The sequence below is a fragment of the Streptomyces sp. BB1-1-1 genome (assembly GCF_031597775.1).
GTDB lineage: Bacteria > Actinomycetota > Actinomycetes > Streptomycetales > Streptomycetaceae > Streptomyces > Streptomyces thinghirensis.
On record NZ_CP134203.1, the window covers coordinates 4,218,243 to 4,244,466 of the forward strand.

23 protein-coding genes and 3 pseudogenes are annotated in these 26,224 nt (G+C 71.6%); 15 read left to right on the forward strand and 11 right to left on the reverse strand.

Annotated elements, in window-relative coordinates; all coding sequences use genetic code 11:
* Positions 1–5: 5 nt before the first annotated feature.
* The 3 genes from RI578_RS19345 to RI578_RS19355 form a co-directional block, all read right to left on the reverse strand.
* Entirely contained in the window at positions 6–368 is a 363-nt protein-coding gene (locus RI578_RS19345; RefSeq protein ID WP_310872243.1) for a hypothetical protein, read from the reverse strand.
* Positions 369–472: 104 nt separating this feature from the next.
* A complete protein-coding gene (locus RI578_RS19350; RefSeq protein ID WP_310872244.1) occupies positions 473–1,552 on the reverse strand; it encodes a hypothetical protein in 1,080 nt (359 codons plus the stop codon).
* A gap of 75 nt (positions 1,553–1,627) precedes the next feature.
* A complete protein-coding gene (locus RI578_RS19355; protein WP_310875811.1) occupies positions 1,628–2,869 on the reverse strand; it encodes a PP2C family protein-serine/threonine phosphatase in 1,242 nt (413 codons plus the stop codon).
* Positions 2,870–2,936: 67 nt separating this feature from the next.
* Between RI578_RS19355 and RI578_RS19360 the strand changes: the two genes are divergently transcribed.
* From RI578_RS19360 to RI578_RS19375, 4 genes are all read left to right on the forward strand, one after another.
* Positions 2,937–3,404: a hypothetical protein gene (locus RI578_RS19360; protein ID WP_310872245.1), complete on the forward strand. Its 468-nt coding sequence runs from the start codon at positions 2,937–2,939 to the stop codon at positions 3,402–3,404.
* A 161-nt stretch (positions 3,405–3,565) separates the two neighbouring features.
* On the forward strand, positions 3,566–4,504 hold the full coding sequence (locus RI578_RS19365) for a hypothetical protein (protein WP_310872246.1): 939 nt from the start codon (positions 3,566–3,568) through the stop codon (positions 4,502–4,504).
* Between the two features lie 100 nt (positions 4,505–4,604).
* Positions 4,605–4,958: an ADP-ribosylation/crystallin J1 gene (locus tag RI578_RS19370; RefSeq protein WP_310872247.1), complete on the forward strand. Its 354-nt coding sequence runs from the start codon at positions 4,605–4,607 to the stop codon at positions 4,956–4,958.
* Between the two features lie 286 nt (positions 4,959–5,244).
* The gene (locus RI578_RS19375; RefSeq protein WP_310872248.1) at positions 5,245–6,264 is read left to right on the forward strand and encodes an endonuclease/exonuclease/phosphatase family protein; all 1,020 of its coding nucleotides are present in this window, start codon (positions 5,245–5,247) and stop codon (positions 6,262–6,264) included.
* 28 nt (positions 6,265–6,292) lie between these two features.
* On the opposite strand, the gene RI578_RS19380 is transcribed toward RI578_RS19375, so the two are convergent.
* Complete coding sequence (locus RI578_RS19380) at positions 6,293–8,383, reverse strand: PhoX family protein (RefSeq protein ID WP_310872249.1); 2,091 nt, start codon at positions 8,381–8,383, stop codon at positions 6,293–6,295.
* 265 nt (positions 8,384–8,648) lie between these two features.
* Between RI578_RS19380 and RI578_RS19385 the strand changes: the two genes are divergently transcribed.
* The 3 genes from RI578_RS19385 to RI578_RS19395 all read left to right on the forward strand — a co-directional run bounded on the left by RI578_RS19385 (position 8,649) and on the right by RI578_RS19395 (position 12,188).
* Positions 8,649–9,992, forward strand: coding sequence for a VWA domain-containing protein (locus RI578_RS19385; RefSeq protein WP_310872250.1), 1,344 nt, complete (start codon positions 8,649–8,651; stop codon positions 9,990–9,992).
* Between the two features lie 111 nt (positions 9,993–10,103).
* Positions 10,104–11,720, forward strand: a complete 1,617-nt coding sequence (metG, locus tag RI578_RS19390; RefSeq protein ID WP_310872251.1) for a methionine--tRNA ligase — start codon at positions 10,104–10,106, stop codon at positions 11,718–11,720.
* A 102-nt stretch (positions 11,721–11,822) separates the two neighbouring features.
* On the forward strand, positions 11,823–12,188 hold the full coding sequence (locus RI578_RS19395; RefSeq protein WP_121748100.1) for a PH domain-containing protein: 366 nt from the start codon (positions 11,823–11,825) through the stop codon (positions 12,186–12,188).
* A 15-nt stretch (positions 12,189–12,203) separates the two neighbouring features.
* Here RI578_RS19395 and RI578_RS19400 read toward each other — a convergent pair.
* A pseudogene (locus RI578_RS19400) lies at positions 12,204–12,417 on the reverse strand (DUF397 domain-containing protein).
* Positions 12,414–12,569, reverse strand: a pseudogene (locus RI578_RS19405) (transcriptional regulator); the annotation flags it as partial. The pseudogenes RI578_RS19405 and RI578_RS19400, both read right to left, overlap by 4 nt.
* Here RI578_RS19405 and RI578_RS19410 point away from each other — a divergent pair.
* Both RI578_RS19410 and RI578_RS19415 read left to right on the forward strand, forming a co-directional pair.
* Positions 12,557–12,991, forward strand: a pseudogene (locus RI578_RS19410) (helix-turn-helix domain-containing protein); the annotation flags it as partial. The pseudogenes RI578_RS19405 and RI578_RS19410 overlap by 13 nt on opposite strands.
* Before the next feature lie 58 nt (positions 12,992–13,049).
* Positions 13,050–13,655, forward strand: coding sequence for a Uma2 family endonuclease (locus RI578_RS19415; protein WP_310872252.1), 606 nt, complete (start codon positions 13,050–13,052; stop codon positions 13,653–13,655).
* Between the two features lie 66 nt (positions 13,656–13,721).
* Here RI578_RS19415 and aspS read toward each other — a convergent pair whose 3' ends face one another.
* Positions 13,722–15,485 carry an aspartate--tRNA ligase gene (gene aspS / locus RI578_RS19420; RefSeq protein WP_310872253.1) on the reverse strand — a complete coding sequence of 588 codons (1,764 nt, stop codon included), beginning with the start codon at positions 15,483–15,485 and terminating at the stop codon, positions 13,722–13,724.
* A gap of 180 nt (positions 15,486–15,665) precedes the next feature.
* Here aspS and RI578_RS19425 point away from each other — a divergent pair, with 180 nt between their 5' ends.
* Positions 15,666–17,834, forward strand: coding sequence for a SpoIIE family protein phosphatase (locus RI578_RS19425; protein WP_310872254.1), 2,169 nt, complete (start codon positions 15,666–15,668; stop codon positions 17,832–17,834).
* Here RI578_RS19425 and RI578_RS19430 read toward each other — a convergent pair.
* The 3 genes from RI578_RS19430 to RI578_RS19440 all read right to left on the reverse strand — a co-directional run bounded on the left by RI578_RS19430 (position 17,762) and on the right by RI578_RS19440 (position 20,504).
* Entirely contained in the window at positions 17,762–18,850 is a 1,089-nt protein-coding gene (locus RI578_RS19430) for an AI-2E family transporter (protein WP_310872255.1), read from the reverse strand. The two genes, RI578_RS19425 and RI578_RS19430, sit on opposite strands and share 73 nt — an antisense overlap.
* 98 nt (positions 18,851–18,948) lie before the next feature.
* Positions 18,949–19,926, reverse strand: a complete 978-nt coding sequence (locus RI578_RS19435) for a pirin family protein (RefSeq protein WP_310872256.1) — start codon at positions 19,924–19,926, stop codon at positions 18,949–18,951.
* Between the two features lie 110 nt (positions 19,927–20,036).
* Positions 20,037–20,504, reverse strand: coding sequence for an SseB family protein (locus RI578_RS19440; RefSeq protein WP_107477858.1), 468 nt, complete (start codon positions 20,502–20,504; stop codon positions 20,037–20,039).
* A 162-nt stretch (positions 20,505–20,666) separates the two neighbouring features.
* Between RI578_RS19440 and RI578_RS19445 the strand changes: the two genes are divergently transcribed.
* From RI578_RS19445 to RI578_RS19455, 3 genes are all read left to right on the forward strand, one after another.
* On the forward strand, positions 20,667–22,493 hold the full coding sequence (locus tag RI578_RS19445; RefSeq protein ID WP_121748086.1) for an acyl-CoA dehydrogenase: 1,827 nt from the start codon (positions 20,667–20,669) through the stop codon (positions 22,491–22,493).
* A gap of 98 nt (positions 22,494–22,591) precedes the next feature.
* The gene (locus RI578_RS19450; RefSeq protein ID WP_310872257.1) at positions 22,592–23,890 is read left to right on the forward strand and encodes a M18 family aminopeptidase; all 1,299 of its coding nucleotides are present in this window, start codon (positions 22,592–22,594) and stop codon (positions 23,888–23,890) included.
* A gap of 124 nt (positions 23,891–24,014) precedes the next feature.
* Positions 24,015–24,266, forward strand: coding sequence for a DUF6458 family protein (locus RI578_RS19455; RefSeq protein ID WP_310872258.1), 252 nt, complete (start codon positions 24,015–24,017; stop codon positions 24,264–24,266).
* Between the two features lie 12 nt (positions 24,267–24,278).
* Here the strand turns inward: RI578_RS19455 and RI578_RS19460 are convergent, their stop codons facing one another.
* Positions 24,279–24,671: a cupin domain-containing protein gene (locus RI578_RS19460; protein WP_310872259.1), complete on the reverse strand. Its 393-nt coding sequence runs from the start codon at positions 24,669–24,671 to the stop codon at positions 24,279–24,281.
* A 52-nt stretch (positions 24,672–24,723) separates the two neighbouring features.
* Here RI578_RS19460 and RI578_RS19465 point away from each other — a divergent pair, with 52 nt between their 5' ends.
* Positions 24,724–25,728 (forward strand): helix-turn-helix domain-containing protein, encoded by a 1,005-nt coding sequence (locus RI578_RS19465; protein ID WP_310872260.1) that lies wholly within the window; start codon positions 24,724–24,726, stop codon positions 25,726–25,728.
* Entirely contained in the window at positions 25,725–26,219 is a 495-nt protein-coding gene (locus RI578_RS19470) for an LURP-one-related/scramblase family protein (RefSeq protein ID WP_210959909.1), read from the forward strand. The genes RI578_RS19465 and RI578_RS19470 overlap by 4 nt, the downstream gene beginning before the upstream one ends.
* Positions 26,220–26,224: the final 5 nt, after the last annotated feature.

Below are 26,224 nucleotides of genomic sequence, written 5' to 3' on the forward strand. Positions count from 1 at the left end.
GCCGCCTACCTGTCGTCGGGACGCACCGGTTCGACGCGCGCCTCGGGCGGCTCGCCGTCCTCCACCTCCCGGCGGTTGGCCCGCCAGGCCTCCACGGATCGTCTGACCTGGTCCACCACTCCTTGGAACATCGCGCCCGCGGCGCCCCCGATCACCGCCACCACGATGTCCATGCCGACGCCCATCGGGGCGCCCGCCTCGTCGGTCCGGCTCCGTTCGTCGATGCGCAGTTGGTCGGTCCGTGCCAGATCGGCGAGCGGTTTCTCCCGTTCGAGCCATTTGTGCAGGGCGTCGATGTCACTCTCGCTCGCGGTCCCGTCCAGCCGGATGCGGATACCGCGCGTCACCACTCCGTCCCCCTCAGCCATAACTCACCATCATGACACCCCTGTTGCGCACAGGGGAGGGTCCGTACGCCGCTGTCGTGACGCGCACGCGGGCGCGCACACCCGGCCCGCGGGATCCGGGGGCGTCAGCCCTGGACCTGCAACCGGCTCAGCTCCCGCCGCACATGGTCCAGCGCGCCCTCGCGCCGCCCGGGCACCCGCCCCCGCAACGCGGCGAGCGCCCCGCCCAGCTCCCGGGCCGGCCCGGCGTCACGGACCTGCCCCCACTGGTGGTGGGCCCGGTCGACGGCCGCCTCCACCGCCGGCGCCTGTGGCGGCTGGCCGGCGCCCAGCCGGGCCTCGGCCACCGTCAGCCAGGCCCGGCAGCTGCGCACCGGGTCCCCCGCGAACATCGCCAGGTCGGCGCGGACCTCCGTCCAGTGCAGCGCGTCCTCGGAAGCGGGCCCGTGGGCGTGGGCGGCGGCCCGCTCGTGCCGGGCGGCGAGCGCGTCGGCGTCCGCGTGCCGCCCGGACTGCACGGCGGCGGCGATGACGGCGTGCGGGTCGCCCGCCTCCGGCCCCGGCGCGGTCAGCACCAGGTCGGCGCCGGCCGCCGCGCCACTGCCCGCGGCATCGGCCGCGGCGCGGGTCAGCGCCTGCTGGTGCAGCTGGTCAGGTGGCGGCCGGTGCCCGCTGCGCAGGATCGTCGCGACGGCCCGCATGTACGACGGGGCCGCCACCGTCCGTCTGGCGGGCGGCGGCGCGATGCGACCGTAAACGGCGTTGTTGCGCCCGCAGTCCAGCGGGCTGGCCCGCAGCCACTGCCAGGTCTCCTGGTCGGCGTGCAGGTCGAGCAGCAGCGTCGTCGCGCCGCTCGGCCGCAGCCGCAGTTCCTCGCGGATCCAGTGCCAGGGCAGGGCGGTGTAGCGGACGGTCGCCGGTGTCGTACGGGCCAGCGCCAGGTGCGGCAGGCGCTGACGCCGGTCCAGCTGGAGCTGGCCGGCGACGTAGACGGTGAGTGGTCCGGGGGCCGCCGCGGCGGCGCGCAGCCGGGTGAGGACGGCCTGCGGCTCCAGCGGGTCGGCGAGCTCGACGACGTTCGCGGTGTCGGTGCCGGAGAGCACGGCGGGCGGCACGGCCGCGAGCACGGGAAGCACGGAGGCGGCGTCCACCAGGCACCCCCTGCCCACGGGCGACGCCGCGAGCAGCAGCACGGTTCCGGGCATGTCCCCTCCCCCTGTCGATCACGTACGGCAGCACCGTAACCGCTGCGGCTGCAAAGCGGGGCACCTGAGCCCTGTCTAGGGCCACTCCGGCGGCCGGCCGGTCCGCCGTACCGCGAAGACCGTGGTGTCGTCGGTCAGCCGTCCCCGGCAGTGCCGCAGCGTGCCGTCCCGGACGAGCGCCACCAGCTTCGGCGGCGCCGCGTTCGACGGATCGGCGGCGACCGCGCGGACGACGTTCTCGGCGTGCCGGTAGAAGCACCCCTGGGCATCGCGGGCCTCGGTCACCCCGTCGGTGACCACGAGGAGCGTCTCGTCCGCGGCGAGGGCCAGCCGGCGCACCGACACCGACGGGCCGGACGTCAGGTCGCCCATGCCGAGCGGCAGCCCGCCGGCGTCCGCGAGGGGCCGCACGCCCTCGGGGCCGGCCGCCAGCGGGGGTTCGTGGCCGAAGAAGACGGCGTCCACGGCGTCGGGCAGGTCCTCGGAGAAGCCGATCAGGACGGCGGTGGCGAAGCGGTCGCCGTCGGACCGGCCGAGGGCCGCGGTGTGCGCGCGGTGGCGCCGCATGCGGGTCTCCAGACGCTCGGCGACCGTCGCGAGGTCCGGCTCGTGGTAGCCGACCTCACGGAAGGTGCCGAGCAGCGCGGCCGCCGCCTCCACCGCGCCCAGGCCCTTGCCCTGCACGTCGCCGACGAGGACGCGGGTGCCGTGCGGGCCGGGCTGGATGTCGTAGAAGTCGCCGCCGACGCGGGCCTCGGTGTCCGAGGAGAGGTAGACGGCGGCGTGGTCGAGGCCGCCGAAGCCCACCGGGAGCGGGCGCAGCACGGTACGGCGGGTGGTCTCGGCGATGTCCCGCATGTGCAGCATGCGCTGCTCGCCGCCGACCCGGAGCGCGGCGGCCAGCACGGCGATCGATCCGCCGAGGGTGACGAGGATCAGGCCGGGCAGCCCGGTCTGCTCGCGATGCTGCCAGGTGGTGTCGGCGAGGACGTACACGACGACGGCGGCCACCGCGTACAGGGCCGTGGCCCGCACCCCGCAGATCGCCGCGGCGACACCGGGCACGAGCACCGTCCAGGAGATTATGTGGAACGCGCCGGTGGAGATGTCGGCCGCCGCGATACCGACGAGCAGCAGCAACGGGAACAGCCAGGCCACGCTGTGCCCGCGGACACTGAGCAGTTCGTGCCGGGACACGACGTCGCCCCGGCCGGCGGCCTGGACGAGTCGGCCGAGCAGCCGCCACCGGCCGCGCACCGGCTCGCGGTCGCGACTGAACACGGGGCTCAGCGAAACACGTGCCCCCGCGGCCCGCATCCTGACTTGCCGGTCGGCCCGCCCAGGTGTGCCCTGGTAGACGGGGGCGAGTCGAGAGGAGTGCGCCATGGCTCACGCGGTACCGGCACGCGGAACATCCACCGGAACGTCCCCCGGGACGGGCGCGCGCGGCCGTACGACGACGCCCGATGTCTTCGGCGAGCGGGCCCACAAGGTGGCGAAGTGGGCGGTGCCCGTCACGATCGGGCTGGTCTACGGCTACTGGGCCGCGTCCATCAACCGCCACGGCGGCCCCATCACCGGCTGGAACCTGCTGTTCGGCTTCATGACCGTGCTCGCGTTCGTCGTGCTCTTCGCCGTGGTCCGTGCGGTGGCCCGGCGGCTGCCGCGCGAAGGCCACGCGGTCCTGTGGGCCGCGTTCGCGGGCAGTGCGCTGGGGTTCCTGTACGCGCAGAGCGGCGTGGCCATGTTCACCTGCGTCGTCGTGTCCCTGCTGCTCGCGGCGGCGGTGTTCGCCACGTTGTTCTACCGCTACTACACCCACGAGGACGCGAAGGGCCACCGGGTCACCTGACGCACCGCACGTCCGCACGTCCGGGAGGCCGGAGCGCCGGGACGGGCGGCCACTCGTCCGCGGCCCTCCGGTCCGGGCGGGGCGCCCGTTCGGCTCGTCGTGGGGGGCCATATGCAGTCACGCCGGTCGCCCGTGCCGCTGCCGGGGCCTTGCCTGGAAGGGTGTCCCCACGTCACCGGAACGCCCTGTCGGCCGTCCTGATCGCCCTCGCCTGCCTGCTCGCGCCGTGCGGCACGCTGGCGGGCTGGGCGGTGCTCGGGCCGGCCGACACCGGACGGTACGTCGCCGCCATGTCGCCGCTCGCCGACGATCCGGACGTACGGGACGCGGTCGCCGACGCGGTGGGCGACACGGTGGGCGACGGGGTCGTGGACCAGGTCGCGGCCGGCCCCGTGAGCGGCACCGTGCGGCTCTTCGTGCGGGACGCTGCACGGTCCTTCACCCGGACCGAGGCCTTCCGCGAGGGCTGGGACGCGGCCAACCGCACCGTCCACGACGCCGTACTGCGCGCCCTGCGGGACGAACGGTCGCGCGGACGCGCGGTCACCGTCGACCTGGCCCCCGTCACCGCCCGCGTCAAGGACCGGCTCGCCGACGACAACGTGCCGTTCGCGCGGCGCATCCCGGTCCGGCACACCGCGGTCACCGTGCTCCCGGCCCACGAGGTGGACCGGCTCAGGAAGGGCTACCACGTGCTCGACGTCGCCGCCGTGTGGCTGCCGCTCGCGGCCGTCGTCTTCGCGGTCACCGGCATCGCCGTCGCCGCCTGCCGCCGTCGCGCGGTCACGGCCGCCGGGATCGGCACCGCCCTCGGTGGGGCGCTGCTCGCCCTCGCCGTCGTGGTCGGCCGCCGGTTCACCGTCGCCGAACTCCCCGGCGCGGTGGACGGCGCGGTGGACGGACCAGCCGCGGGCGCCGTCTACGACGCCCTCACCGACACCCTGCGCACGGCCTCCTGGCTCCTGGTCGCCCTGGGCCTCACGGTCGCCCTGGCCTCCTGGCTCACGGGCCGGTACGGACATCTGCTGCGCCGGCGCCGGGCACCGGCGGGGACCGCCGTCGACCCGGCACCGCCCCGGCGGCCGCGGGCCCGGCTCTGAGCCGCCCGGTCGGGAACCCGTCACCGGCTGGATCCGCGGGCGCCCGGCGGCGGGTAATACCTTGGCCGGGCTTCCGACCCGGAGGCTAGGGTCACCGACCATGTCCAAGACGACGACCCTGTGGCGCCCCACCGGCCCCGAGGAGCTGGCGCTGGTCGAGGCCTCCGACTGGATCGCCTGGCCGCCCCGCCTGCCCGAGCAGCCGATCTTCTACCCCGTGCTCAACGAGGACTACGCCGCCCGCATCGCCCGCGACTGGAACGTCCCCGCGTCCGGCTCGGGCTACGTCACGCGGTTCGAGGTCGACGCCGACTTCCTGGAGCGCTACCCGGTACGCCGGGCCGGCGGCGAGACCATCCTGGAGCTGTGGGTTCCGGCGGAGGAGCTGGCGGAGTTCAACCGGCACATCGTGGGGCGCATCGAGGTGGTCCGGGAGTTCCACGCGGAGGCGTAGGGGGTGTCGTTTGGATCAGGTCGGCTCCAGGCAACGGTGCCGTGCAACCGGCCCGAGCGGGGTCTGGTGCGTGCAGCTGCAAGGCGGAGGAGGGCGACAGGGCGGAGCCCTGGCAACCGACGACAACGCCGCAGATGTGCGTGCCAGGCCCCGCGACCCCGGCAGGATCCAAACGACACCCCCTAGGGCACCCTGTGCGCAACTTTCGGCCCCCGGCGTCCGTCTTAGACGGAGGATTCGGGCATCGCACAGGAAGCCACCGCACCCGCGAGCGAAGGGCCGGGACTTGAACACGGACACCGACACGGCGACCGGCCAGTGGACGGACTCGCGGGAGCGGCCGGCCGCCCGCCGCGCCGGACGGCGGTTCGGGGCCTGGTGCGCGGGGCTGCTGTTCGCCGTGGTGAGCGTGGTCGTCGGCTGCCGCCTCGCCGACAGCGACGGCGTCACACCCGTACCGCAGCTGCTCGCCTTCCTGCCCTGGCTGCTCGTGCCGACGGGCGCCGGGCTGCTGCTGACGCTGCTCGCCCGGTGGTGGACCGGCGCGGTGTGGGGGGTGGCGCTGCTCGGGCTGCTGGCGTGGTTCATCGAGCCGTACGGCAGGACGGGCGACCCCGTCGGGCTGCCCGTCGCCGAGCTGCGGGTGCTGACCTCGAACGTCGAGTTCGGGCAGGGCACCGGCGAGCTGGTCTCCGCCGTGCGGCGCGAGCAGCCCGACATCGTGTTCGTACAGGAGTGCGAGTACACGTGCGACGCGGCGCTGCGGCGCGACCTCGCCGCCGACTACCCCCACCGGCAGGCCGTCGAGGGCGGCGGCTCCGAGGGGTCCGTCATCCTGAGCGCGTTCCCGCTGAAGGCCACCCCCGGCGTCCCCGGCACCATGGGCATGCCGGGCGCCGTCGCCGACGTGCGCGGCAACCCCGTACGGCTCCAGCTCGCCCACCCGATGCCGCCGCTGCCGGACCAGGTCGGCCTGTGGCGCGAGGAGCTGGGCGCACTGCGCGACGCCGCCGCCGAAACCGAGGGCAGCGGGGCCCCCAGCATCCTCGCCGGCGACTTCAACGCCTCCCAGGACCACGCCGCCTTCCGCCGCATCCTCGACACGGGGCTGCGCGACGCGGCCCGGCTGGCCGGGGCCGACCGGACGGCCACCTGGCCGGCCCGGACCGCCCCGGCGTTCGGCGTGCAGATCGACCACGTCCTGGTGTCGGAGGACTTCACCGCACACCGCGCCCGGTTCCTGGACCTGGCCGACACCGACCACCGCGCGCTGGTCGTCGACCTCACGCTGCACAGGGCCGGCTGACACCGGCCCCGGACGACGCGGCGGGCGCTCAGACGCCGATGTCGCGGCCGTCCGCGCGCCACACGGCGACGACCGCCGGACGCACGAGCGTCCCGGGCCCGTCGGGCCAGGTGCTGGCCGGCTCCTCCACGGAGGCGCCGTCGATCTCGCCCGGGTGCTGCACGGCGACCAGCACGCGCCGGTCCTGGATGAGCGGGCCGCAGGTCTCCGCGCCGTTCGGCACGGTCAGGAACTGCTTCAGCTCACCGCGCCGGTCGCCCTTGGTCGCGACGCCGAAGAGGCCGTCGTGGGTGCCGAGCGCGTTGCCGTCGGTGGACAGCCACAGGTTGCCGTGGTCGTCGAAGGCGACGTTGTCGGGGCAGGAGATCGGGCTGACCCGGTCCTTCGGGAAGCCCGCGAAGTACGTCGCCGGGTCCTCCGGGTCACCGGCGACGAGGAACAGCGACCAGGCGAAGGCGGTGGCGTCGGCCCGGTTCCAGCGCTCGGTCAGCTCCAGGACGTGCCCGTGCTTGTTGCTGTTGCGCGGGTTGGCCTCGTCGGGGCCGGCGTAACCGGCCTTGCCGCGGTTGGAGTTGTTGGTGAGCGCGACGTACACCTTGCCGGTCGTCGGCGAGGGCTCGATGTCCTCGGGCCGGTCCATCTTCGTCGCGCCGACCTTGTCACCGGCGAGCCGCGTGAAGACGCAGACCTCCTCGGCGCTCATGCCGTCGACGTGCGAGACGGCGCCGTCCTCGGTGGCGGTGACCAGCGGGATCCAGCGGCCACTGCCGTCGAACTCGCCGTCGCGCGGCAGCTTGCCCGTGCCGTCGATCTCGATCGCCGGGGAGTCGCCGCTGAGCTTGGCGACGTAGAGGGTGCCCTCGTCGAGCAGCGACAGGTTGTGCTCGCGCGCCCAGCGGCTGTTGCCGTGCCGCATCCGCTTGCTGCCGACGAACTTGTAGAAGTAGTCGAACCGCTCGTCGTCGCCGGTGTAGACGACCGGGCGCCCGTCGTGGGTGAGCCGCACGGTCGCGGCCTCGTGCTTGAAGCGGCCGAGCAGCGTGTGCTTGCGCGGGGTGGACTCCGGGTCGTACGGGTCCAGTTCGACGACGTACCCGAAGCGGTGCACCTCGTTCGGCTCCTGGGCGACGTCGAAGCGCTTGTCGAACCGCTCCCACTTGCGCTCGGTGGCGCCGGTGCCGATCCCGTACCGCTTGTCCGTCGCCCGGCTGCTGTTGGCGAAGTACTGGTTGAAGTTCTCCTCGCCGTGCAGCGTCGTGCCCCACGGGGTGGTGCCGCCGGAGCAGTTGTTGAGGGTGCCGAGCACCTTCCGGCCGGACCGGTCGGCGGAGGTCTTCACCAGGTCGGACCCGGCGGCCGGGCCGGTCAGCCGGAACTCGGTGGTCGCGGTGACGCGCCGGTTCAGGCGGTGCCGCGTGACGGGCGTCAGCTTCCCGCTCCGGCGCTCCTCCTCGACCACCACGGCGGACAGGCCGTGCGCGGCCCAGGCGATCTCGACCTGCTCACGGGTCGGGTTGTCGGGGTCGTAGCCGCGGAACATGAGCATCTCGTCGGTGTACTCGTGGTTGGCGACGAGAACCTGCCGGCCGTGCTCACCGCGCAGCGGCAGCAGCGCGAGGAAGTCGTTGTTGTACCCGAACTGCCCCGCCTGCGCCTCGGCGGTCTGCTTCTCCGGGTCGAAGGCGGGCGCCCCGCGCAGAATGGGTTCACCCCAACGGATCACGACGTCCTGCCGGTAACCCTCCGGGACGGTGACGACGTCGTCGGTGTTGGGCGCGACGGGCGTGAACCGCAGCCCGCGCGCGCCCCGCGATTTCGACGGTTTCCCGTGCCCGCCCCCGTGTCCCCTCCCGGCCACCGGCGCGGCCTGCGCCGACGGCGCCCCGGCCACACCCACGGCCCCGGCACCCGCCGCGGCGACGGTGACGACGGCCGCGGCGCGCATCATGGAACGGCGGCTGAGCGCACCGGCGATCACGTCGCCGACGTACTCGTTGGAGCTGGTGTTGGGCACCTCGTGGAAGCAGGCGTCACCACACCGGAAACGGCAGGTCATGGCGGACCGGCCGCCGGGATGCGAGCCGGACGGTGTTCCGATCAACGGCAGCAGCTTGCGCACTGTGTTCTCCCCTTGAGAATCCCTGGACGCCCTTGGTATCAGCGCGACCGTAGGTGCACATACGTGCGGGAGACGGGCGCCGCGGTGAACGGCGGGTGAATCCCCGGAAGCGGGAAGGGAATTGCCGCGGCGGCTCGATCCCACCTTGACGCGCCAGGGGTTTCATGGCAGACCCTGCACAAGATCACAATCCAGGGCCGCTAACCTTACGTGTCCGTCCTGGCCAGGGATTGACGGGCATCAACTCACGCGAAGGGTTGCGCACATGGGCATTCTCACCTCTCTGCGGAACGTGTTCGGCCGGTCACGCAAAGAACGGGCCGCCCAGGCGGAGGGTGCGACGCAGGAGACGGCACCGCCGGCCACCGCGCCGGAGCCGAAGCTCCCGTCCCAGCCCACCGCGCCCCCGGAGCCGACCGAGCTCCCGGACCAGGCGGAGGCCACCGACCCCACCCCGAAGCCGGCGACCCAGGTCCCCGAGCCCCGCACGGAGACCTCGACCTCGACCACGACCTCCTCCGACGAGCACGAACTCGTCAAGGCCGCCTTCGCCAACATCACGGTCCCGAAACCGACGGATTCCCCGGACGAGCTCACGGCCGACCAGCCCCCGACCACCCCCGAGCCGGAGGCGAAGGCGAAGCCGGAACCGGAGGCGAAGGCGGAGCCCGAGCCGGAACCGGAGGCGAAGGCGGAGCCCGAGCCGGAGCCGGAGGCGAAGGCGGAGCCCGAGCCGGAGCCGGAGGCGAAGGCGGAGCCGGAGCCGGAGCCGGAACCCGCGGCCGCCGACGGCGAGCAGACCCCACAGGGGCCACCCGCACCCGACGACGAAACCAGCACGGGCGGTGCGGGTGGGAACACAGGGGCCGAAGGCGAAGCCGAGGCCGAGCCGACCCCCGAGCCGCAGGCACCCGCACCCGCACCCGCACCCACCGAGCCCGCAAAACCGGCAACAACCGCCGCCCACCTCCGCTCCCGCGCCCCCGGCCTCGCCACCGCCTACAAGGCCGCCGGCACCGCCCTGAAGAAGCACGACCTCACCGGCACCCGCGCCAGCGTCCACCTCGTACTCGACCGCTCCGCCTCCATGCGCCCGTACTACAAGGACGGCTCCGCCCAGGCCCTCGCCGAGCAGACCCTCGCGCTCGCCGCGCACCTGGACCCCGAGGCGACGGTCCACGTCACGTTCTTCTCCACGGAGGTGGACGGCACCGGCGAGCTGACCCTCACCGACCACGAGAACAAGATCGACGAGCTGCACGCAGCGCTCGGCCGCATGGGCCGCACCAGCTACCACGCCGCCGTGGAAGCCGTCCTCGCCCACCACACCAAGGAAGAGCCCCCCGGCAGCCCCGCCCTGGTGGTCTTCCAGACCGACGGCGCCCCCGACGCCAAGACCCCGGCCACCCAGTCCCTCGCCAAGGCGGCGGCCGAGCACCCGAACGTCCACTTCTCCTTCGTCGCCTTCGGTGACCCGGAGAACAAGGCCTTCGACTACCTCCGCAAGCTCAAGACGGGCAACGCGTCCCACTTCCTCGCCGGCGAGACCCCCAAGGAACTCACCGACAAGGAGCTATACGAAGGCGTACTGGCCACCTGGCGCCCGTAGGACACCAGGGCACCGGAACCGCCCGACGGGCGGCGGACAGGGGAGGTCACCCCTGTCCGCCCCCCGAAACACGTGTGAGCCCATCCCCACCGGACCAGTAGGATTTCGCCCATGGCGGCCACTGGAAACGAGAAGCAGGGGGCGAAGGCGTTCTACGTCTCGACCCCCATCTACTACGTCAACGACGCTCCTCACCTGGGCCACGCCTATACGACCGTCGCAGGCGACGTGCTCACCCGCTGGCACCGCCAGCGCGGCGAGAAGGTGTGGTACCTCACCGGCACGGACGAGCACGGTCAGAAGATCATGCGCACGGCCGAGGCGAACGGGGTCACCCCGCAGGCCTGGGCCGACAAGCTCGTCACCGAGGCCTGGAAGCCCCTGTGGGAGCACCTCGACATCGCGAACGACGACTTCATCCGCACCACGCAGAAGCGGCACACCGACCGCGTCCAGGAGTTCGTGCAGGACCTGTACGACAAGGACGAGATCTACAAGGGCGGCTACGAGGGCCCGTACTGCGTGGGCTGCGAGGAGTACAAGCTCCCCGGCGAGCTGCTCGACGGCGAGGGCGAGTACGCGGGCCAGAAGCTGTGCCCGATCCACAAGAAGCCGGTGGAGATCCTCAGCGAGGAGAACTACTTCTTCAAGCTGAGCGAGTACAGCGAGAAGCTGCTCGCCCACTACGAGGCCAACCCGGGCTTCATCCAGCCCGAGTCCGCGCGCAACGAGGTCGTGAACTTCGTCCGCCAGGGCCTGCAGGACCTCTCCATCTCCCGCTCGACCTTCGACTGGGGCGTGCCGGTCCCCTGGGACGACAAGCACGTCATCTACGTGTGGATCGACGCCCTGCTGAACTACGCCACGGCGGTCGGCTACAACGAGAACCCGGAGAAGTTCGAGTCGACGTTCCCCGCCGACGTGCACCTGGTCGGCAAGGACATCCTCCGCTTCCACGCGATCATCTGGCCGGCGATGCTGATGGCCCAGGGCCTCCCGCTGCCCGGGAAGATCGCCGCGAACGGCTGGCTGATGGTCGGCGGCGAGAAGATGAGCAAGTCCAACCTGACCGGCATCAAGCCGCAGGACCTGACCTCGCACTTCGGTGTCGACGCGTACCGCTGGTACTTCCTGCGCGCGATCGCGTTCGGCCAGGACGGCTCGTTCTCCTGGGAGGACTTCTCCGCCCGCTACACCAGCGAGCTGGCCAACGACTACGGCAACCTCGCCTCCCGCGTGGCGGCCATGGTCGGCAAGTACTTCGGCGGCGAGCTGCCGGCCTCCGAGGCCGACGGGGACGCGGAGAAGGCGATCCACGACGGCCTGGCCAAGGCCGTCACGGAGGCCGACCGGAAGATCGGCGAGGAGCTGGACTTCCAGGGCGGCATCCTGGCCGTCTTCGACTTCGTGAAGCAGGTCAACGGCTACATCACCGAGCAGGAGCCCTGGAAGGTCGCCAAGGACGAGTCGCCGGAGGGCAAGGCCCGCCTGGCGACGATCCTCTACACGGCCGCGGAGTCCCTCCGCGCGGTGGCGGTCCTCCTCAACCCGATCATGCCGGACACCTCCCAGAAGCTCTGGGACTCGCTCGGCGCCGAGGCGTCCCTCGGCCGCCTCGCGGACCAGAAGGTCCAGGAGGCGGGCGACTGGGGCCGGCTGCCGGCCGGTTCGACGGTCACCAAGGGCGCGGTGCTCTTCCCCCGTCTCGAGGAGAAGCCGACCGCGTAACGCGCTCGCTGCAGCACGGGGCCCGGGAGGGGCAGACCTTCTCCCGGGCCCCGCGCTTTGCGAGTATCGGACGAGCAGCCAGCTCACGTGGGGGGATCATCCATGGCACTGTTCGGCAACGCACACAGCATCGACCCGGCCCAGGCGCAGCAGGAGTACGCGCGTCTGCTCGGCCACGGCGAGCAGATCCACGCCGCGTACCTGCTGATCCGCGACACCATCCTGTTCACCGACCGGCGGCTGATCCTGGTCGACAAGCAGGGCATCACCGGCAAGAAGACGGAGTACCACTCGATCCCGTACCGCAGCATCACGCACTTCGCGGTCGAGACGGCCGGTACCTTCGACCTCGACGCCGAGCTGAAGATCTGGCTCTCCGGCTCCCAGGCCCCCATCCAGAAGACCTTCACCAAGGGCGTCGACATCTACGAGGTCCAGGCGATCCTGACCCAGTTCGTGGCGCGGTAGGACTACGGCAGCTCTTCAGCTCCCGGACGCGTACGCCAGGAAGCCCGCCCACGCCTGCGCCGCCAGCGCGAGGCGTGGGCTCGCGTCGCGGTACTTGGAGTCACGGACGTGGACGGTGCCGGGGGTGGTCGCCGCCTCGACGCAGGAGTCGCCGTCGGGGTCCGTCGCTATAACTGCTCTTGAACCACGCCAGTTCAGAGGCGTCCCCGGCGAGGGCCTTGCGGATCATGTGTCTCCCAGAAGTTGCTCGATGAAGGCCAGCGACTCCCCTGGCGGGAGGGCCTGCGCCCGGATGGTGCCATACCGCAGCTCAAGGATGCGAAGCTGCCTCGGGTCGTGCGTCGGACGGCCATTTAACGCCCCGTCGGAGCGTCCCACCGCCACGCAAGCGCCTCCCCGTCGTCCCCCAGCCGTCCTGTACCGCCCCCGCCCTCCTCCAGGCGGCCGTCGACGTCCTCACCGGCCTGCGCCGCCGCGACCCCCGACTCCTCCTCTCGGCCACCGACGCCGAACACCTCGCCCCGGGCGTCGCCGCCTGGCTGGAACGCGAGGTCAGCCCCACCGCCGTACGCCCCGCCCTGACCGAGAACCTGCCGCTCGAGCCCCTGATCCGGCCGGCCGCCTTCCTCGCCCACCGCCTGACCGCCCAGCTGCCGCCCCCACCACCGCTCCGGCCCCCCGTCCCGCAGGCCCCCGAGCCCCGGCACCCGTTTCAGACCTGCGACGGCTGCGACCGCCCCTTCCGGGCCCCGGATCCCGGCCGCTGCCGCGACTGCCGAACCGATCACCCGGAGGACGCCTAGCATGAACTCGACGATCCTTGCCCGAGCCCGTGGGCACACACGCCGAGGAGCGAGCGCCATGACCATCGCACCCGACAACGCGCAGCAGGGGGCTTCCCACCTGTACCGGGCCATGCGGGAATTCGTTCAGGCCATGGACGACACGCTGCCCGGCAAGTTCGAGATCACCAAGGAAGGAATCGTCCACGACATGATGTCGCCCGGAGGGCCGCACGAGGTCACAGCTGCGCACATCAGCCGCCGTCTGGAAAAGATGCTGCCGGACGCGTTGCTGGCCCATACCGGCACACCTGATGTGGAGGACGAACCCGAGGGCATCATGCGTCATCCCGACGTCATGGTGATCGCGTGGGCGGACCTGGGCGTCCAGGGCTCGATCGACCCTCGCGCGCTCATCGCCGCCATCGAAGTGGTCTCCCAGTCCAACCCGGAGAACGACTGGGTCACCAAGATGCGCGACTACCCCCTCATGGGCATCCCCGTCTACGTGATCTTCGATCCTCGTAAGGGCGAGGGCGCCGTCCTCACCGACATCCACACCACCCCCGACGGCCCCCGCTACGCCACTCGCAAGGACTTCGTCTACGGCGAGGACGTCACCATCGCCGACTGGACCATCCCGACCCAGAACCTGCCGCTCTACCGGAGCGAGGACCAGGCGTGACGGCGACGAAGGGCCCGGCACCGGAGATCGATCCGGTGCCGGGCCCCATGCCGTGCCGTCGGCGGACTACTTCGGCTGCGGCTTGCGCACCGTCAGGTGCAGCTCCCTCAGCCGGGTCTCGTCCAGCTCGGTCGGCGCGCCCATCATCAGGTCCTGGGCGTTGCCGTTGAGCGGGAAGGCGATCGTCTCGCGGATGTTGGGCTCGTCGGCGAGCAGCATGACGATGCGGTCGACGCCGGGGGCGATGCCACCGTGCGGCGGGGCGCCGAAGCGGAGCGCGCGCAGCATGCCGGCGAACTCGCGCTCGACGGTCTCGGCGTCGTAGCCGGCGATCGCGAACGCCTTGAGCATGATGTCCGGCTCGTGGTTCCGGATCGCGCCGGAGGACAGCTCGACGCCGTTGCAGACGATGTCGTACTGCCAAGCCAGGATGTCCAGCGGGTCCTGGTTCTCCAGGGCGTCCATGCCGCCCTGCGGCATCGAGAACGGGTTGTGGGAGAAGTCGATCTTCCCCGTCTCCTCGTCCTTCTCGTACATCGGGAAGTCGACGATCCAGCAGAACCGGAAGACGTTCTCCTCGAAGTGCCCGGCGCGCTTGGCGGCCTCGACCCGCACCGCGCCCATGATCTTCGAGACCTCGTCGAACTCGCCCGCGCCGAAGAACACCGCGTGGCCGGGGGCCAGGGAGAGCCGCTTGGTCAGCTCGGCGACGTTCTCCTCGGTGAGGAACTTCGCGATCGGACCGGTCAGCGTGCCGTCCTCGCCGACGCGCACCCAGGCCAGGCCCTTGGCGCCCTGCGAGACGGCGTAGTCGCCGAGCTGGTCGAAGAACTTGCGGGGCTGGCCCGAGACGTCCGGCACCGGCAGTGCGCGGACGTGCTTGCCGGCGAAGGCCTTGAACTCCGAGCCCGCGAAGATGTCGGTGATGTCGACGAGCTCCAGCTTGGCGCGCAGGTCCGGCTTGTCGGAGCCGTACTTCAGCATCGCCTCGCGGAACGGGATCCGCGGGAAGGGGGAGGTGACCTCGCGGCCGCCGCCGAACTCGGTGAACAGCTCCGTCATCAGCCGCTCGACCGGCTGGAAGACGTCCTCCTGCTCGACGAAGCTCATCTCGACGTCGAGCTGGTAGAACTCGCCCGGCGAGCGGTCGGCGCGGGCGTCCTCGTCGCGGAAGCAGGGCGCGATCTGGAAGTACCGGTCGAAGCCGGAGATCATCAGCAGCTGCTTGAACTGCTGCGGCGCCTGCGGCAGGGCGTAGAAGCGGCCCGCGTGCAGACGGGAGGGCACGACGAAGTCGCGGGCACCCTCGGGGGAGGTGGCGGTGAGGATGGGCGTCGCCATCTCGTTGAAGCCGAGGGCCACCATCTTGTGACGGATCGCCGAGATGACCGCCGTGCGCATCATGATGTTGCGGTGCATGCGCTCGCGGCGCAGGTCCAGGAAGCGGTACTCCAGGCGCCGCTCCTCGTTGACCCCGTCCTCGGTGTTGATGGTGAAGGGCAGCGGCTGGGCGGCGCCGAGCAGCTCGACCTCACCCACCTCGACCTCGACCTCACCGGTGGGCAGGTCGGGGTTGATGTTGTCGGCGCCCCGGGAGACGACCTTGCCGTCGACACGAACGGTCGACTCCTTGGTCAGTTTGTCCAGCGCCTCGTAGGCCTCGGTGCCCGGACGGGCGACGAGCTGCGTGATGCCGTAGTGATCGCGCAGATCGATGAAGAGGATGCCGCCCAGGTCGCGCCGATTGTGCAGCCAGCCACTCAGTCGGACGTCGGTGCCGACGTCAGAGGAGCGGAGCTCGCCGCAGGTGTGGGACCTGTACCGATGCATCGTCGTTCATCCAGCCTTCGTGGATCGGGGATGGTGTTCCGCGTTTCACGTGAAACAACCCCAGCGTGAAACAACCCCCAGCGTACCGGCCGGGCACAGCTGCCCTCCTCCCTATTGACGCGGCGCGGGCCCGGGGGCGACCGGTGGCAGTCTCCAATCACCTCTTCCTACAGTGGATGAATGCGCACTGGTGAGCCCCTGCCCGAGGTAGGGGACGTCCTTGCCGCTCTCGCGACCGGTCTGTGGCACTGGGACACCGCCACGGGAGAGGTCACGGTCGACGCGGAGGCGGCCCGCCTGCTCGGGCTGCCCGCGGAACGGGCGAGCCTCACCGAGGCCCAGGTGCGGGCCCGGCTGCATCCGGTGGACTGGAACGAGATCACCGGGGTGGTCCAGCTCGCCGTCGCCGAGGGCACCCTCGCCGAGGTCCGGATCCGGATCATGGACGAGCTGGGCCACATCGTCCGGATCGTCCGCAGCCGCTCCAAGCCGTCCTTCGACCCCGTGCGCAAGGCCTACGAGCTGACCGGCACCCTCCAAGAGGTCGCCGAGCCGACGCCGGGCACGCCCGCCGGGCGCAGCGCGGTCACCGGTGACTGGCGCCGCTCACGGGAGGCGTTCCTCCTGGACGCGGGCCGGGCACTGGCCGAGGCGCGGTCCACCGAGGAGGTGCTGCGGGTCGCGGCAGGGTTGTCGATGCCGGGATTCTCCCCGGACGGGCTCGCGGTCTTCGGGGTCTCCGGCGACCGCCTGACGGTCATCGGCCACCACGGACAGCCGCAGAACGACATGAACCCGTTCGTGAACATGCCGCTGGACACCGACTACCCGGCCGCCGAGGCGGTCCGCACCGGTCGCGCCGTCTATCTCTCCTCCCCCGAGCGGTACCGGTCCCGCTACCCCCTCACCTGGCCGCTCGCCGAGCGCTTCGGCCGCCGTTCCTGGGCCTTCCTGCCGCTGACCGTGGCGGGCCGCCCGATGGGCGCCTGGATGGCGGCCTTCGCCTACCCGGTCGCGTTCACACCGGACGAACGGTCGGTGCTGACCACCGTGGCGAGGATGCTGGCGCAGGCCCTGACCCGGGCCGGCGCCGCCGAGACCCAGCGGGAGCTGACCGACGGGCTGCAGCGCACCATGCTGCCCGTGCTCGGCCCGGAGATCCCCGGCATGAGCGTCGCCGCCCGCTACGTCCCCACCGGCGGCGGCCTCCAGGTCGGCGGCGACTGGTACGACATGATCGAGTTGCCCGGGGGACGCTTCGCCCTGGTCATCGGCGACGTCCAGGGACACGACGTACGCGCGGCCGGGCTGATGGGCCAGCTGCGCATCGCCCTGCGCGCCTACGCCGCCGAGGGCCACCGTCCCGACGCGGTGCTCTCCCGCGCCTCCCACTTCTTCCACGGTCTCGCCCAGTCCGGCGACGACCCCGGGGACATGCGCTTCGCGACCTGCTACTACGCCGAGGTCGACCCCGCGACCGGCACGGTGGAGAGCGCCCGCGCCGGGCATCTGGACCCGGTCGTGCGCATGGCGGACGGGACGGCGCTGATCCTCGCCACGGCGGGCGGACTGCCCCTCGGCATCGACCCGGACTCCGACTACCCGACCACACGGCTCGCCCTGGAACCCGGGGACACCCTGATGCTGTGCACGGACGGCCTGGTGGAGACCGGCGGCCACGATCTGCAGACCGGCTGGCACCGCCTCCGCGTGATCCTGGAGGAGCACGACGGGGGCCTGGAGGAGCTGGCCGACGCACTGGTCCAGGCCGTGCACGGGCCCTCCTCGCACCACACCACCGGCCCGCTGGCCGACCGGCGGGAGGACGACATCGCCCTGTTGCTGCTGTGCCGGCAGGGCGAGGGCTGCGGCTGCGGCGACAGCACCGTGGCCAGGCCCTCGGTGCGCCGCACCATGCTGACGGTCGCGCAGGCCGAGCCCGCGCGGATCGCCACCGCCCGGCAGCATCTGCGCGACCTGCTGCACGACTGGCCGAACGAGGAGCAGCGGGACGCCGCGGTGCTCCTGCTCTCCGAGATGCTGACCAACGTCCTGGTGCACACCGACGCCGACGCCCTGCTGGTCGCCGAGGTCGTCGGCGAGCCGGGCGAGCGGCTGATCCGGGTGGAGGTCACCGACAGCGGCGACGACCTGCCGCACAAGCGCCGACCGGGGGAGATGGCGTCCTCCGGACGCGGCCTGATGCTGATCGAGCTGCTCGCGGACGCGTGGGGAGTCGCCCCGCGCGGCGAGGGCAAGAGCATCTGGTACGAGGTCTACGAGTCCGCAGGACCGGAAGGCGGCCCCGGAGACGGCCGCGGCCCCGCCGGCGACCCCGATGCCGCGTAACGCGCCTGGAGCTCGTGGACGACCCCGAACGCCGCCGCGGTGAGGGGAACGGCCAGGAGCATTCCCAGGATGCCCGCCACCGACGCCCCCGCGGTGAGCGCCAGCAGCACGATCGCCGGGTGCATCTGCACGGTCCGGCTCTGGATCACCGGCTGGAGCACGTGTCCCTCCAGCACCTGCACGGCCAGGACCACCCCGAGGGCCCACAGCGCGATGACGAACCCCCGGTCGGCCAGCGCGACCAGCACGGCGACGGCTCCGGAGATGAACGCGCCGAGGTAGGGGATGTAGGCGCCGACGAAGACCAGCGCGCCGAGCCCGACGGCACCGGGGACGCGCAGGACGAGCAGCCCGACGGTGATGCAGACCGCGTCGATGAGCGCGATGAGGGTGGTGCCCCGCATGAAGCCCTCGACGGCCCCGAAGGCCCGCCGGGACATCGCCTCGACCATGTCGGCGCCGCCGGGCGGGGCGATGGCCCGCACCGTGCCGACGGCCCGGTCGGAGTCGCGCAGGAAGAAGAAGACGAGCAGCAGGGCGAGCACCGCCATGGCGAGCATCTCGCCGACGACGCTGATCCCGGTGACCACCCCCGAGGCGGCCGTGCCGCCGAACTTGCCCAGCAGCTCACGCGCGTTGGACGCCATGTCCTCCAGCGAGGTCCCGGCCGCCCCGAAGTGGTCGGCGATGTCCTTGGCCGCGTCCCGGAGCGAGGCGATGATCTGGTCGCCGGTCTCGATGAGCGCGGACACCACGATGTACACGGCCCCGCCGACCACGGCGACGACCGCGACACAGGTGAGCCCGGCGGCCAGCGACCGCTGCACGTGCGCCTTCACCAGCCACCGGTGCAGCGGCCTGAGCAGGGCGGTGCCCAGCAGCGCGAGCAGCGCCGGCGTCACCGCGGTGCGGAACTCGACGCAGAGCCGGATCGCGACGTAGACGACACCGCTGGCGAGCAGGATGACGGCGCACCAGGCGGCGAACCGACGGACCGGACCGGGAAGCAGCTGCACGCCCCCAGCCGATCACGCGCCGGGCGGGCTGTCCTGCGCGGACGGCCCGCCCGGGTGACACGGCGTCAGCGTGACGTCCTGTCAGTCCGCGACCGGCGTCAGGCGTCAGGCCCCGCCGCCGACATCCCGTGGACCGCCGGGACCGTGCCCAGGCGGCCCTTCTGGAAGTCGTCGAAGGCCTGCTGGAGTTCCTCACGGGTGTTCATGACGAACGGCCCGTAGTGCGCCATCGGTTCCCGGATCGGCTGCCCGCCGAGCAGCACGACCTCCAGGTCGGGGGTGTGCGAGTCCTGCTTCTCGTCCGCGCGGACGGTCAGCGAGCCGCCGGCCCCGAAGACGGCCGTCTGCCCCAGGTGGACCGGCCGCCGCTCGGCGCCCACCGACCCGCGCCCGGCCAGCACGTACGCCAGGCCGTTGAAGTCCTCCCGCCAGGGCAGGGTGACCTCGGCGCCGGGCGCGAGCGTCGCGTGGACCATCGTGATCGGCGTGTGCGTGATGCCGGGGCCCTCGTGGCCGTCCAGCTCACCGGCGATGACGCGCATCAGCGCGCCGCCGTCCGGGGAGGTGAGCAGCTGGACGGAGCCGCTGCGGATGTCCTGGTACCTGGGCGCCATCATCTTGTCCCTGGCCGGGAGGTTCACCCACAGCTGGAGCCCGTGGAAGAGCCCGCCCGACATGACCAGCTGCTCCGGCGGCGCCTCGATGTGCAGCAGGCCGGAGCCCGCCGTCATCCACTGGGTGTCGCCGTTGGTGATGGTGCCGCCGCCACCGTTGGAGTCCTGGTGGTCGAAGACCCCGTCGATGATGTAGGTGACGGTCTCGAAGCCGCGGTGCGGGTGCCAGGGCGTGCCCTTGGGCTCGCCGGGCGCGTACTCCACCTCACCCATCTGGTCCATCATGATGAACGGGTCGAGATGGCGGTAGTTGATCCCGGCGAACGCGCGGCGAACCGGGAAGCCCTCGCCCTCGAAACCGCCGGGCGCGGTCGTGACGGTGAGCACGGGACGTGCGACGGCGTCGGCGGGTGCGGATACGCGGGGCAGCGTCAACGGGTTCTCGACGGTCACTGCAGGCATGTCGGTACCTCCTCGGGTACGCCCACTTTAGTTGAGCGTTGAACTTCTTGCCACCTCAAACCCAGAAAGCCCGGAGGGCATTCCCTCCGGGCTGGCAGTGGCGGCAACGGTCAGCCGTACATCCGACGCATGGCGAAATCGACCATCTGTTCGACGGCCTTCGCATCGAAGACCATCCGATGCTCGCCCTCCATGTCCAGTACGAAGCCGTAGCCGGTCGGCAGGAGGTCGATCACCTCCGCGCCGGTGATCACGAAGTACTTGGACTCCTTGCCCGCGTACCGGCGCAGCTCCTTGAGCCCGGTGAACATGGGGATCACCGGCTGCTGGGTGTTGTGCAGCGCGAGGAAGCCGGGGTTGTCACCGCGCGGGCAGTAGACCTTCGAGGTCGCGAAGATCTGCTGGAAGTCCTCGGCGGACATCTGGCCGGTGGTGAAGGCGCGCACCGCGTCCGCGAGCGAGGGCGGGGACGGCTCGGGGTACAGCGGCGGCTGCTGCCCGTATCCGCCGGACATCGGCTGCTGCGGCGGGGCGTACTGCTGCTGCTGTTGGCCCGCGGTCTGGTCGTAGCCGTACATGCCGCAAAGAGTAGCGAGTGACGGGTCACAGATGACCGGCTTGGGGTTGCTTCTTATTACCGACGGGTAGCATCATCGTAGCTACTGCTTGGTACGCGCAGTCGGTATGTGTACAGATGCGAGGATTCAGTGCCTCGCCGATCTCTCAACGGAGCCGTCGCCATGGGGCACTACAAGCCGAATCTCCGGGACATCGAGTTCAACCTCTTCGAGGTGCTCGGCCGCGACAAGGTGTACGGCACCGGCCCGTTCGCGGAGATGGACACGGACACCGCCAAGAGCGTCCTGGAGGAGCTGACCCGCCTCTCGGAGAACGAGCTGGCCGAGTCCTTCGCCGACGCCGACCGCAACCCGCCGGTCTTCGACCCGGAGACGAACACCGCGCCGGTCCCGGCGTCCTTCAAGAAGAGCTACCAGGCCTTCATGGACTCCGAGTACTGGCGCCTGGGCCTGCCCGAGGAGATCGGCGGCACCACCTCGCCGCGCTCCCTGATCTGGGCCTACGCGGAGCTGATCCTCGGCGCCAACCCGGCCGTGTGGATGTACTCCTCCGGCCCCGCCTTCGCGGGCATCCTCTTCGAGGAGGGCAACGAGGCGCAGAAGCACATCGCGTCCTTCGCCGTCGAGAAGCAGTGGGGCTCCACCATGGTCCTCACCGAGCCGGACGCGGGCTCGGACGTCGGCGCCGGCCGTACCAAGGCGGTCCAGCAGGAGGACGGCTCCTGGCACATCGAGGGCGTCAAGCGCTTCATCACGTCCGGCGAGCACGACATGTCGGAGAACATCCTCCACTACGTCCTCGCCCGCCCGGAGGGCGCCGGCCCCGGCACCAAGGGCCTGTCCCTCTTCCTCGTCCCGAAGTACGAGTTCGACTTCGAGACCGGCGAGCTGGGCGAGCGCAACGGCGTCTACGCCACCAACGTCGAGCACAAGATGGGCCTGAAGGCCTCCAACACCTGCGAGATGACCTTCGGCGACCGCCACCCCGCCAAGGGCTGGCTGATCGGCGACAAGCACGACGGCATCCGCCAGATGTTCCGCATCATCGAGTTCGCCCGCATGATGGTCGGCACGAAGGCGATCTCCACCCTCTCCACGGGCTACCTCAACGCCCTGGAGTACGCCAAGGAGCGCGTCCAGGGACCCGACCTGGCCAACTTCATGGACAAGTCGGCGCCCAAGGTCACCATCACGCACCACCCGGACGTCCGCCGCTCCCTCATGACGCAGAAGGCGTACGCCGAGGGCATGCGCGCGCTGGTGATGTACACCGCCTCCGTCCAGGACGAGATCCAGGTCAAGGAGGCGAACGGCGAGGACGCCGCCACCGAGCACGCCCTCAACGACCTGCTCCTGCCGATCGTGAAGGGCTACGGCTCGGAGAAGGCCTACGAGCAGCTCGCCCAGTCGCTCCAGACCTTCGGCGGCTCCGGGTTCCTCCAGGAGTACCCGATCGAGCAGTACATCCGCGACGCCAAGATCGACACCCTGTACGAGGGCACCACGGCGATCCAGGGCCAGGACTACTTCTTCCGGAAGATCGTCCGCAACCAGGGCGCCGCGCTGAACTCGCTCGCCGAGGACATCAAGAAGTTCCTCGCCCTCGGCACCGGCGGCGAGGAGCTGTCCGGCGCCCGCGAGCACCTGGCCAAGGCCGCCGTCGAGCTGGAGGCCATCGTCGGCCTGATGCTCACCGACCTCGCCGCCACCGAGCAGGACGTCAAGAACATCTACAAGGTGGGTCTCAACACCACCCGCCTCCTCCTCGCCTCCGGTGACGTGATCGTCGGCTATCTGCTCCTCAAGGGCGCCGCGATCGCCGCCGAGAAGCTGCCGACCGCGTCCGCCAAGGACAAGGCGTTCTACACCGGCAAGATCGCCGCCGCGAAGTTCTTCGCGGCCAACGTCCTGCCCGGCGTCACCATGGCCCGCAAGGTCGCCCAGGGTGTCGAGCTGGACCTGATGGAGCTGGACGAGGCGGCCTTCTAGGACCCGTCCGCCCCCCTCCACCAATTCCACACAGCCTGACGAGGGTCCGCTCCCGCTCCACGGGAAGCGGGCCCTCGCACGTCGTTAAGGTGAACCCCATGAGCGCACCCTCCCGCTTCGACCGCGGCCACACCGACGACCTCATGTCCTTCCTCGCGGCCGGCCCCACGCCGTACCACGCCGTGGCAACCGCCGCCGAGCGGCTGGAGAAGGCCGGTTTCCGGCAGGTCGCGGAGACGGACGCCTGGGAGGGCACCGCGGGCGGCAAGTACGTGCTGCGCGGCGGCGCGATCGTGGCCTGGTACGTCCCCGAGGGCGCGGCCCCGCACACCCCGTTCCGCATCGTCGGCGCGCACACCGACTCCCCCAACCTGCGCGTGAAGCCCCGCCCGGACACCGGGGCGCACGGCTGGCGCCAGGTCGCCGTGGAGATCTACGGCGGCCCCCTGATGAACTCCTGGCTCGACCGTGACCTGGGCCTGGCCGGCCGGCTCACGCTGCGCGACGGCTCGACCCGCCTGGTCAACATCGACCGCCCGCTGCTCCGCGTCCCGCAACTCGCCATCCACATGGACCGCAACGTGTCCGCGGAGGGCCTCAAGCTCGACAAGCAGCGCCACCTCCAGCCCGTCTGGGGCCTGGGCGACACCGTCCGCGACGGCGACCTGATCGCCTTCCTGGAGGAGGAGGCGGGTCTCGCCCGCGGCGAGGTCACCGGCTGGGACCTGATGACCCACTCGGTGGAGCCCCCGGCCTACCTGGGCCGCGACCGGGACCTGGTGGCCGGCCCCCGCATGGACAACCTCCTGTCCGTGCACGCCGGCGTGGCCGCCCTGGCCGCGGTCGCGACCTCCGGCGCGGACCTCCCGTACATCCCGGTCCTCGCCGCCTTCGACCACGAGGAGACCGGCTCCCAGTCGGACACCGGCGCCGACGGCCCGCTCCTCGGCAGCGTGCTGGAGCGCTCGGTGTTCGCGCGGGGCGGCAGTTACGAGGACCGGGCGCGCGCCTTCGCCGGCACGGTCTGCCTGTCCTCCGACACCGGCCACGCCGTGCACCCCAACTACGCGGAGCGGCACGACCCGACGCACCAGCCGCGGGTCAACGGCGGCCCCATCCTCAAGGTCAACGTCAACAACCGCTACGCCACGGACGGTTCGGGCCGCGCCGTGTTCGCCGCCGCCTGCGAGAAGGCGAACGTCCCCTTCCAGACGTTCGTCTCCAACAACTCCATGCCGTGCGGAACGACCATCGGCCCCATCACCGCGGCCCGGCACGGCATCAGCACCGTCGACATCGGCGCGGCCATCCTCTCGATGCACAGCGCCCGGGAGTTGTGCGGTGCCGACGACCCGCACCTGCTGGCGAACGCGCTGGTGGCGTTCCTGGAGGGCTGAGCCCCGGAGCGTGCCCCGGCCGGAACACCCCTGCCCCGCATGTGTGTTCCGGCCGGGGGTACCCGCACGGAACCGGATCGACCGGAAACCCGGAACCGACCGGATCTACAAGGAGGCAACACTCATGGGCCTCGGCGGGTGCATCATCCTCATCGCCGTGGGAGCCATCCTCACGTTCGCGACCGACTGGGACATGCAGGGCGTCAACCTCGACCTGGTCGGTGTCATCTTCATGATCGTCGGCCTGATCGGTGTAGCGACGTTCAGCAGCATCGCCCGGCGCCGTCGCGTCGTGATGCCGCCGACGACCCCGGTCGTCGAGGACCGGCCCCACCACCACACGCGGGACGGGTACAACAACGGCTACGGCTCCTGAGCCCCGCCGACATCACGTCAAGGCGTGCCCCGTCGTCGCGTCCACGTGGTCGGGCACCTCGTCGTGCCGGTCGCCCACGGTCAGGGTCCCCGTCGGTTCGAGGAGCAGGATCGCCGTGGGGGCGGGGGCGTAGGGCTTGTGTTCCGTGCCCCGCGGGACGGTGAAGACCGACCCCCTGGGCAGGACGACCGTGCGCTCGCCGCCGGGTTCGCGCAGGGCGATGTGGAGTTCGCCGTCGAGGACCAGGAAGAACTCGTCGGTGTGGTCGTGCACGTGCCAGACGTGCTCGCCCTCGACCTTGGCGATACGGACGTCGTAGTCGTTGACGGCGGTGACGATGCGGGGGCTCCACTGCTCGGTGAAGGACGCGAGGGCGGAGGCGAGGGAGACGGGTTCCTGTGTCATGACGTCATCGTGCGGGGTGCCGCGTACGCCGGGCGAGTGCTAGAAATCGCACATGCCGCAAGGATCCTCTCACCTCCCTCGACCCCATCGCGTCGCCGTGATCGTCGACGAGGGCACCAACCCGTTCGAGGTCGGCTGTGCCACCGAACTCTTCGGACTGCCGCGGCCCGAGCTGGGGCTGGGCAGCCCGCTGTACGAGGTGGTGGTGTGCGGGCCGACCCCCGGTATCCGGATGAACCACGGGTTCTTCACGCTCACCGACGTACCCGGCCTGGAGGCCGCGGACGGGGCCGACACGGTCGTCGTACCCGGCCGGCCGGACAACGTCGTACCGCGCGGCCCGGCCGTCCTGGACGCCATCCGGCGCGCGCACGCGCGTGGCGCCCGCGTCATGAGCCTGTGCACCGGCACCTTCGCGCTCGCCGAGGCGGGGCTGCTGGACGGCCGGCGGGCCGCCACGCACTGGTTGTGGGCCGACTCCTTCCGCCGGCTGCATCCGCGGGTGCTGCTGGAGCCGGACGTGCTGTTCGTGGACGAGGGCGACGTGCTCACCGCCGCGGGCAGCGCGGCGGCACTCGACCTCGGGCTGCACATCTGGCGCAAGGACCACGGCGCCGAGATCGCCAACGCCGTCTCCCGGCGGCTGGTGTTCGCCACGCACCGGGACGGCGGGCAGCGGCAGTTCGTGGAGCGCCCGGTGCCCCACGTCCCCGACGCGTCGCTGGCGCCCCTGCTGGAGTGGGCGCAGGAGCGCCTCGACGAGCCGCTGACGGTGACGGACCTCGCGGAGCGCGCGGCGATGTCACCGGCGACCCTGCACCGGCGGTTCCGGGCGCAGCTGGGGACGACGCCGCTCGCCTGGCTGACGGCCGAGCGCGTGACCCTCGCCCGGCGCCTGATCGAGCGCGGTGAGGAGCGGCTGGACGTGGTGGCGGCCCGCAGCGGGCTGGGGACCGCCGCGAACCTGCGGGCACTGCTGCGGCGCGAGACCGGGCTCAGCCCGTCGGCCTACCGACGGCGTTTCGGAGCGGGCGCCGGGGAAGCGATCACGCCATGAGATTCCTCGTGTACGACCGGCTCCTCGGCTTCGGCGACGACTACTGGATCGAGGACGACAACGGCAACAAGGTGTACCTCGTCGACGGCAAGGCGATGCGGCTGCGGGACACCTGGGAGCTGAAGGACGTCCAGGGGCGCGTGCTCATCGACATCCACCAGAAGATGTTCGCCCTGCGCGACACGATGGTGATCGAGCGGGGCGACGAGCCGCTGGCCCGGATCAAGCGGAAACGTCTCTCCCTGCTGCGCAACCACTACCGGGTCTCGCTGGCCGACGGCACCGAACTGGACGTCAGCGGCAAGATCCTCGACCGGGAGTTCGCCATCGAGTACGACGGTGAGCTGCTGGCCGTCGTCTCGCGCCGGTGGCTGACCCTCCGGGACACCTACGGCGTGGACGTCGTCCGGGACGACGCGGACCCGGCGCTGCTGATCGCGCTGACGGTGTGCGTGATCCACCTGGCGGAGAAGGAGCGGGAGGACGAGTGACGCGT

Coding starts and splice junctions, on each gene's coding strand:
- RI578_RS19345 (WP_310872243.1), bottom strand. CDS start 368: ATGGCTGAGGGGGACGGAGTGGTGACGCGCGGTATCCGCATCCGGCTG.
- RI578_RS19350 (WP_310872244.1), bottom strand. CDS start 1,552: ATGCCCGGAACCGTGCTGCTGCTCGCGGCGTCGCCCGTGGGCAGGGGG.
- RI578_RS19355 (WP_310875811.1), bottom strand. CDS start 2,869: ATGCGGGCCGCGGGGGCACGTGTTTCGCTGAGCCCCGTGTTCAGTCGC.
- RI578_RS19360 (WP_310872245.1), top strand. CDS start 2,937: ATGGCTCACGCGGTACCGGCACGCGGAACATCCACCGGAACGTCCCCC.
- RI578_RS19370 (WP_310872247.1), top strand. CDS start 4,605: ATGTCCAAGACGACGACCCTGTGGCGCCCCACCGGCCCCGAGGAGCTG.
- RI578_RS19385 (WP_310872250.1), top strand. CDS start 8,649: ATGGGCATTCTCACCTCTCTGCGGAACGTGTTCGGCCGGTCACGCAAA.
- metG (WP_310872251.1), top strand. CDS start 10,104: ATGGCGGCCACTGGAAACGAGAAGCAGGGGGCGAAGGCGTTCTACGTC.
- RI578_RS19395 (WP_121748100.1), top strand. CDS start 11,823: ATGGCACTGTTCGGCAACGCACACAGCATCGACCCGGCCCAGGCGCAG.
- RI578_RS19415 (WP_310872252.1), top strand. CDS start 13,050: ATGACCATCGCACCCGACAACGCGCAGCAGGGGGCTTCCCACCTGTAC.
- aspS (WP_310872253.1), bottom strand. CDS start 15,485: ATGCATCGGTACAGGTCCCACACCTGCGGCGAGCTCCGCTCCTCTGAC.
- RI578_RS19425 (WP_310872254.1), top strand. CDS start 15,666: ATGCGCACTGGTGAGCCCCTGCCCGAGGTAGGGGACGTCCTTGCCGCT.
- RI578_RS19435 (WP_310872256.1), bottom strand. CDS start 19,926: ATGCCTGCAGTGACCGTCGAGAACCCGTTGACGCTGCCCCGCGTATCC.
- RI578_RS19440 (WP_107477858.1), bottom strand. CDS start 20,504: ATGTACGGCTACGACCAGACCGCGGGCCAACAGCAGCAGCAGTACGCC.
- RI578_RS19445 (WP_121748086.1), top strand. CDS start 20,667: ATGGGGCACTACAAGCCGAATCTCCGGGACATCGAGTTCAACCTCTTC.
- RI578_RS19450 (WP_310872257.1), top strand. CDS start 22,592: ATGAGCGCACCCTCCCGCTTCGACCGCGGCCACACCGACGACCTCATG.
- RI578_RS19455 (WP_310872258.1), top strand. CDS start 24,015: ATGGGCCTCGGCGGGTGCATCATCCTCATCGCCGTGGGAGCCATCCTC.
- RI578_RS19460 (WP_310872259.1), bottom strand. CDS start 24,671: ATGACACAGGAACCCGTCTCCCTCGCCTCCGCCCTCGCGTCCTTCACC.
- RI578_RS19465 (WP_310872260.1), top strand. CDS start 24,724: ATGCCGCAAGGATCCTCTCACCTCCCTCGACCCCATCGCGTCGCCGTG.
- RI578_RS19470 (WP_210959909.1), top strand. CDS start 25,725: ATGAGATTCCTCGTGTACGACCGGCTCCTCGGCTTCGGCGACGACTAC.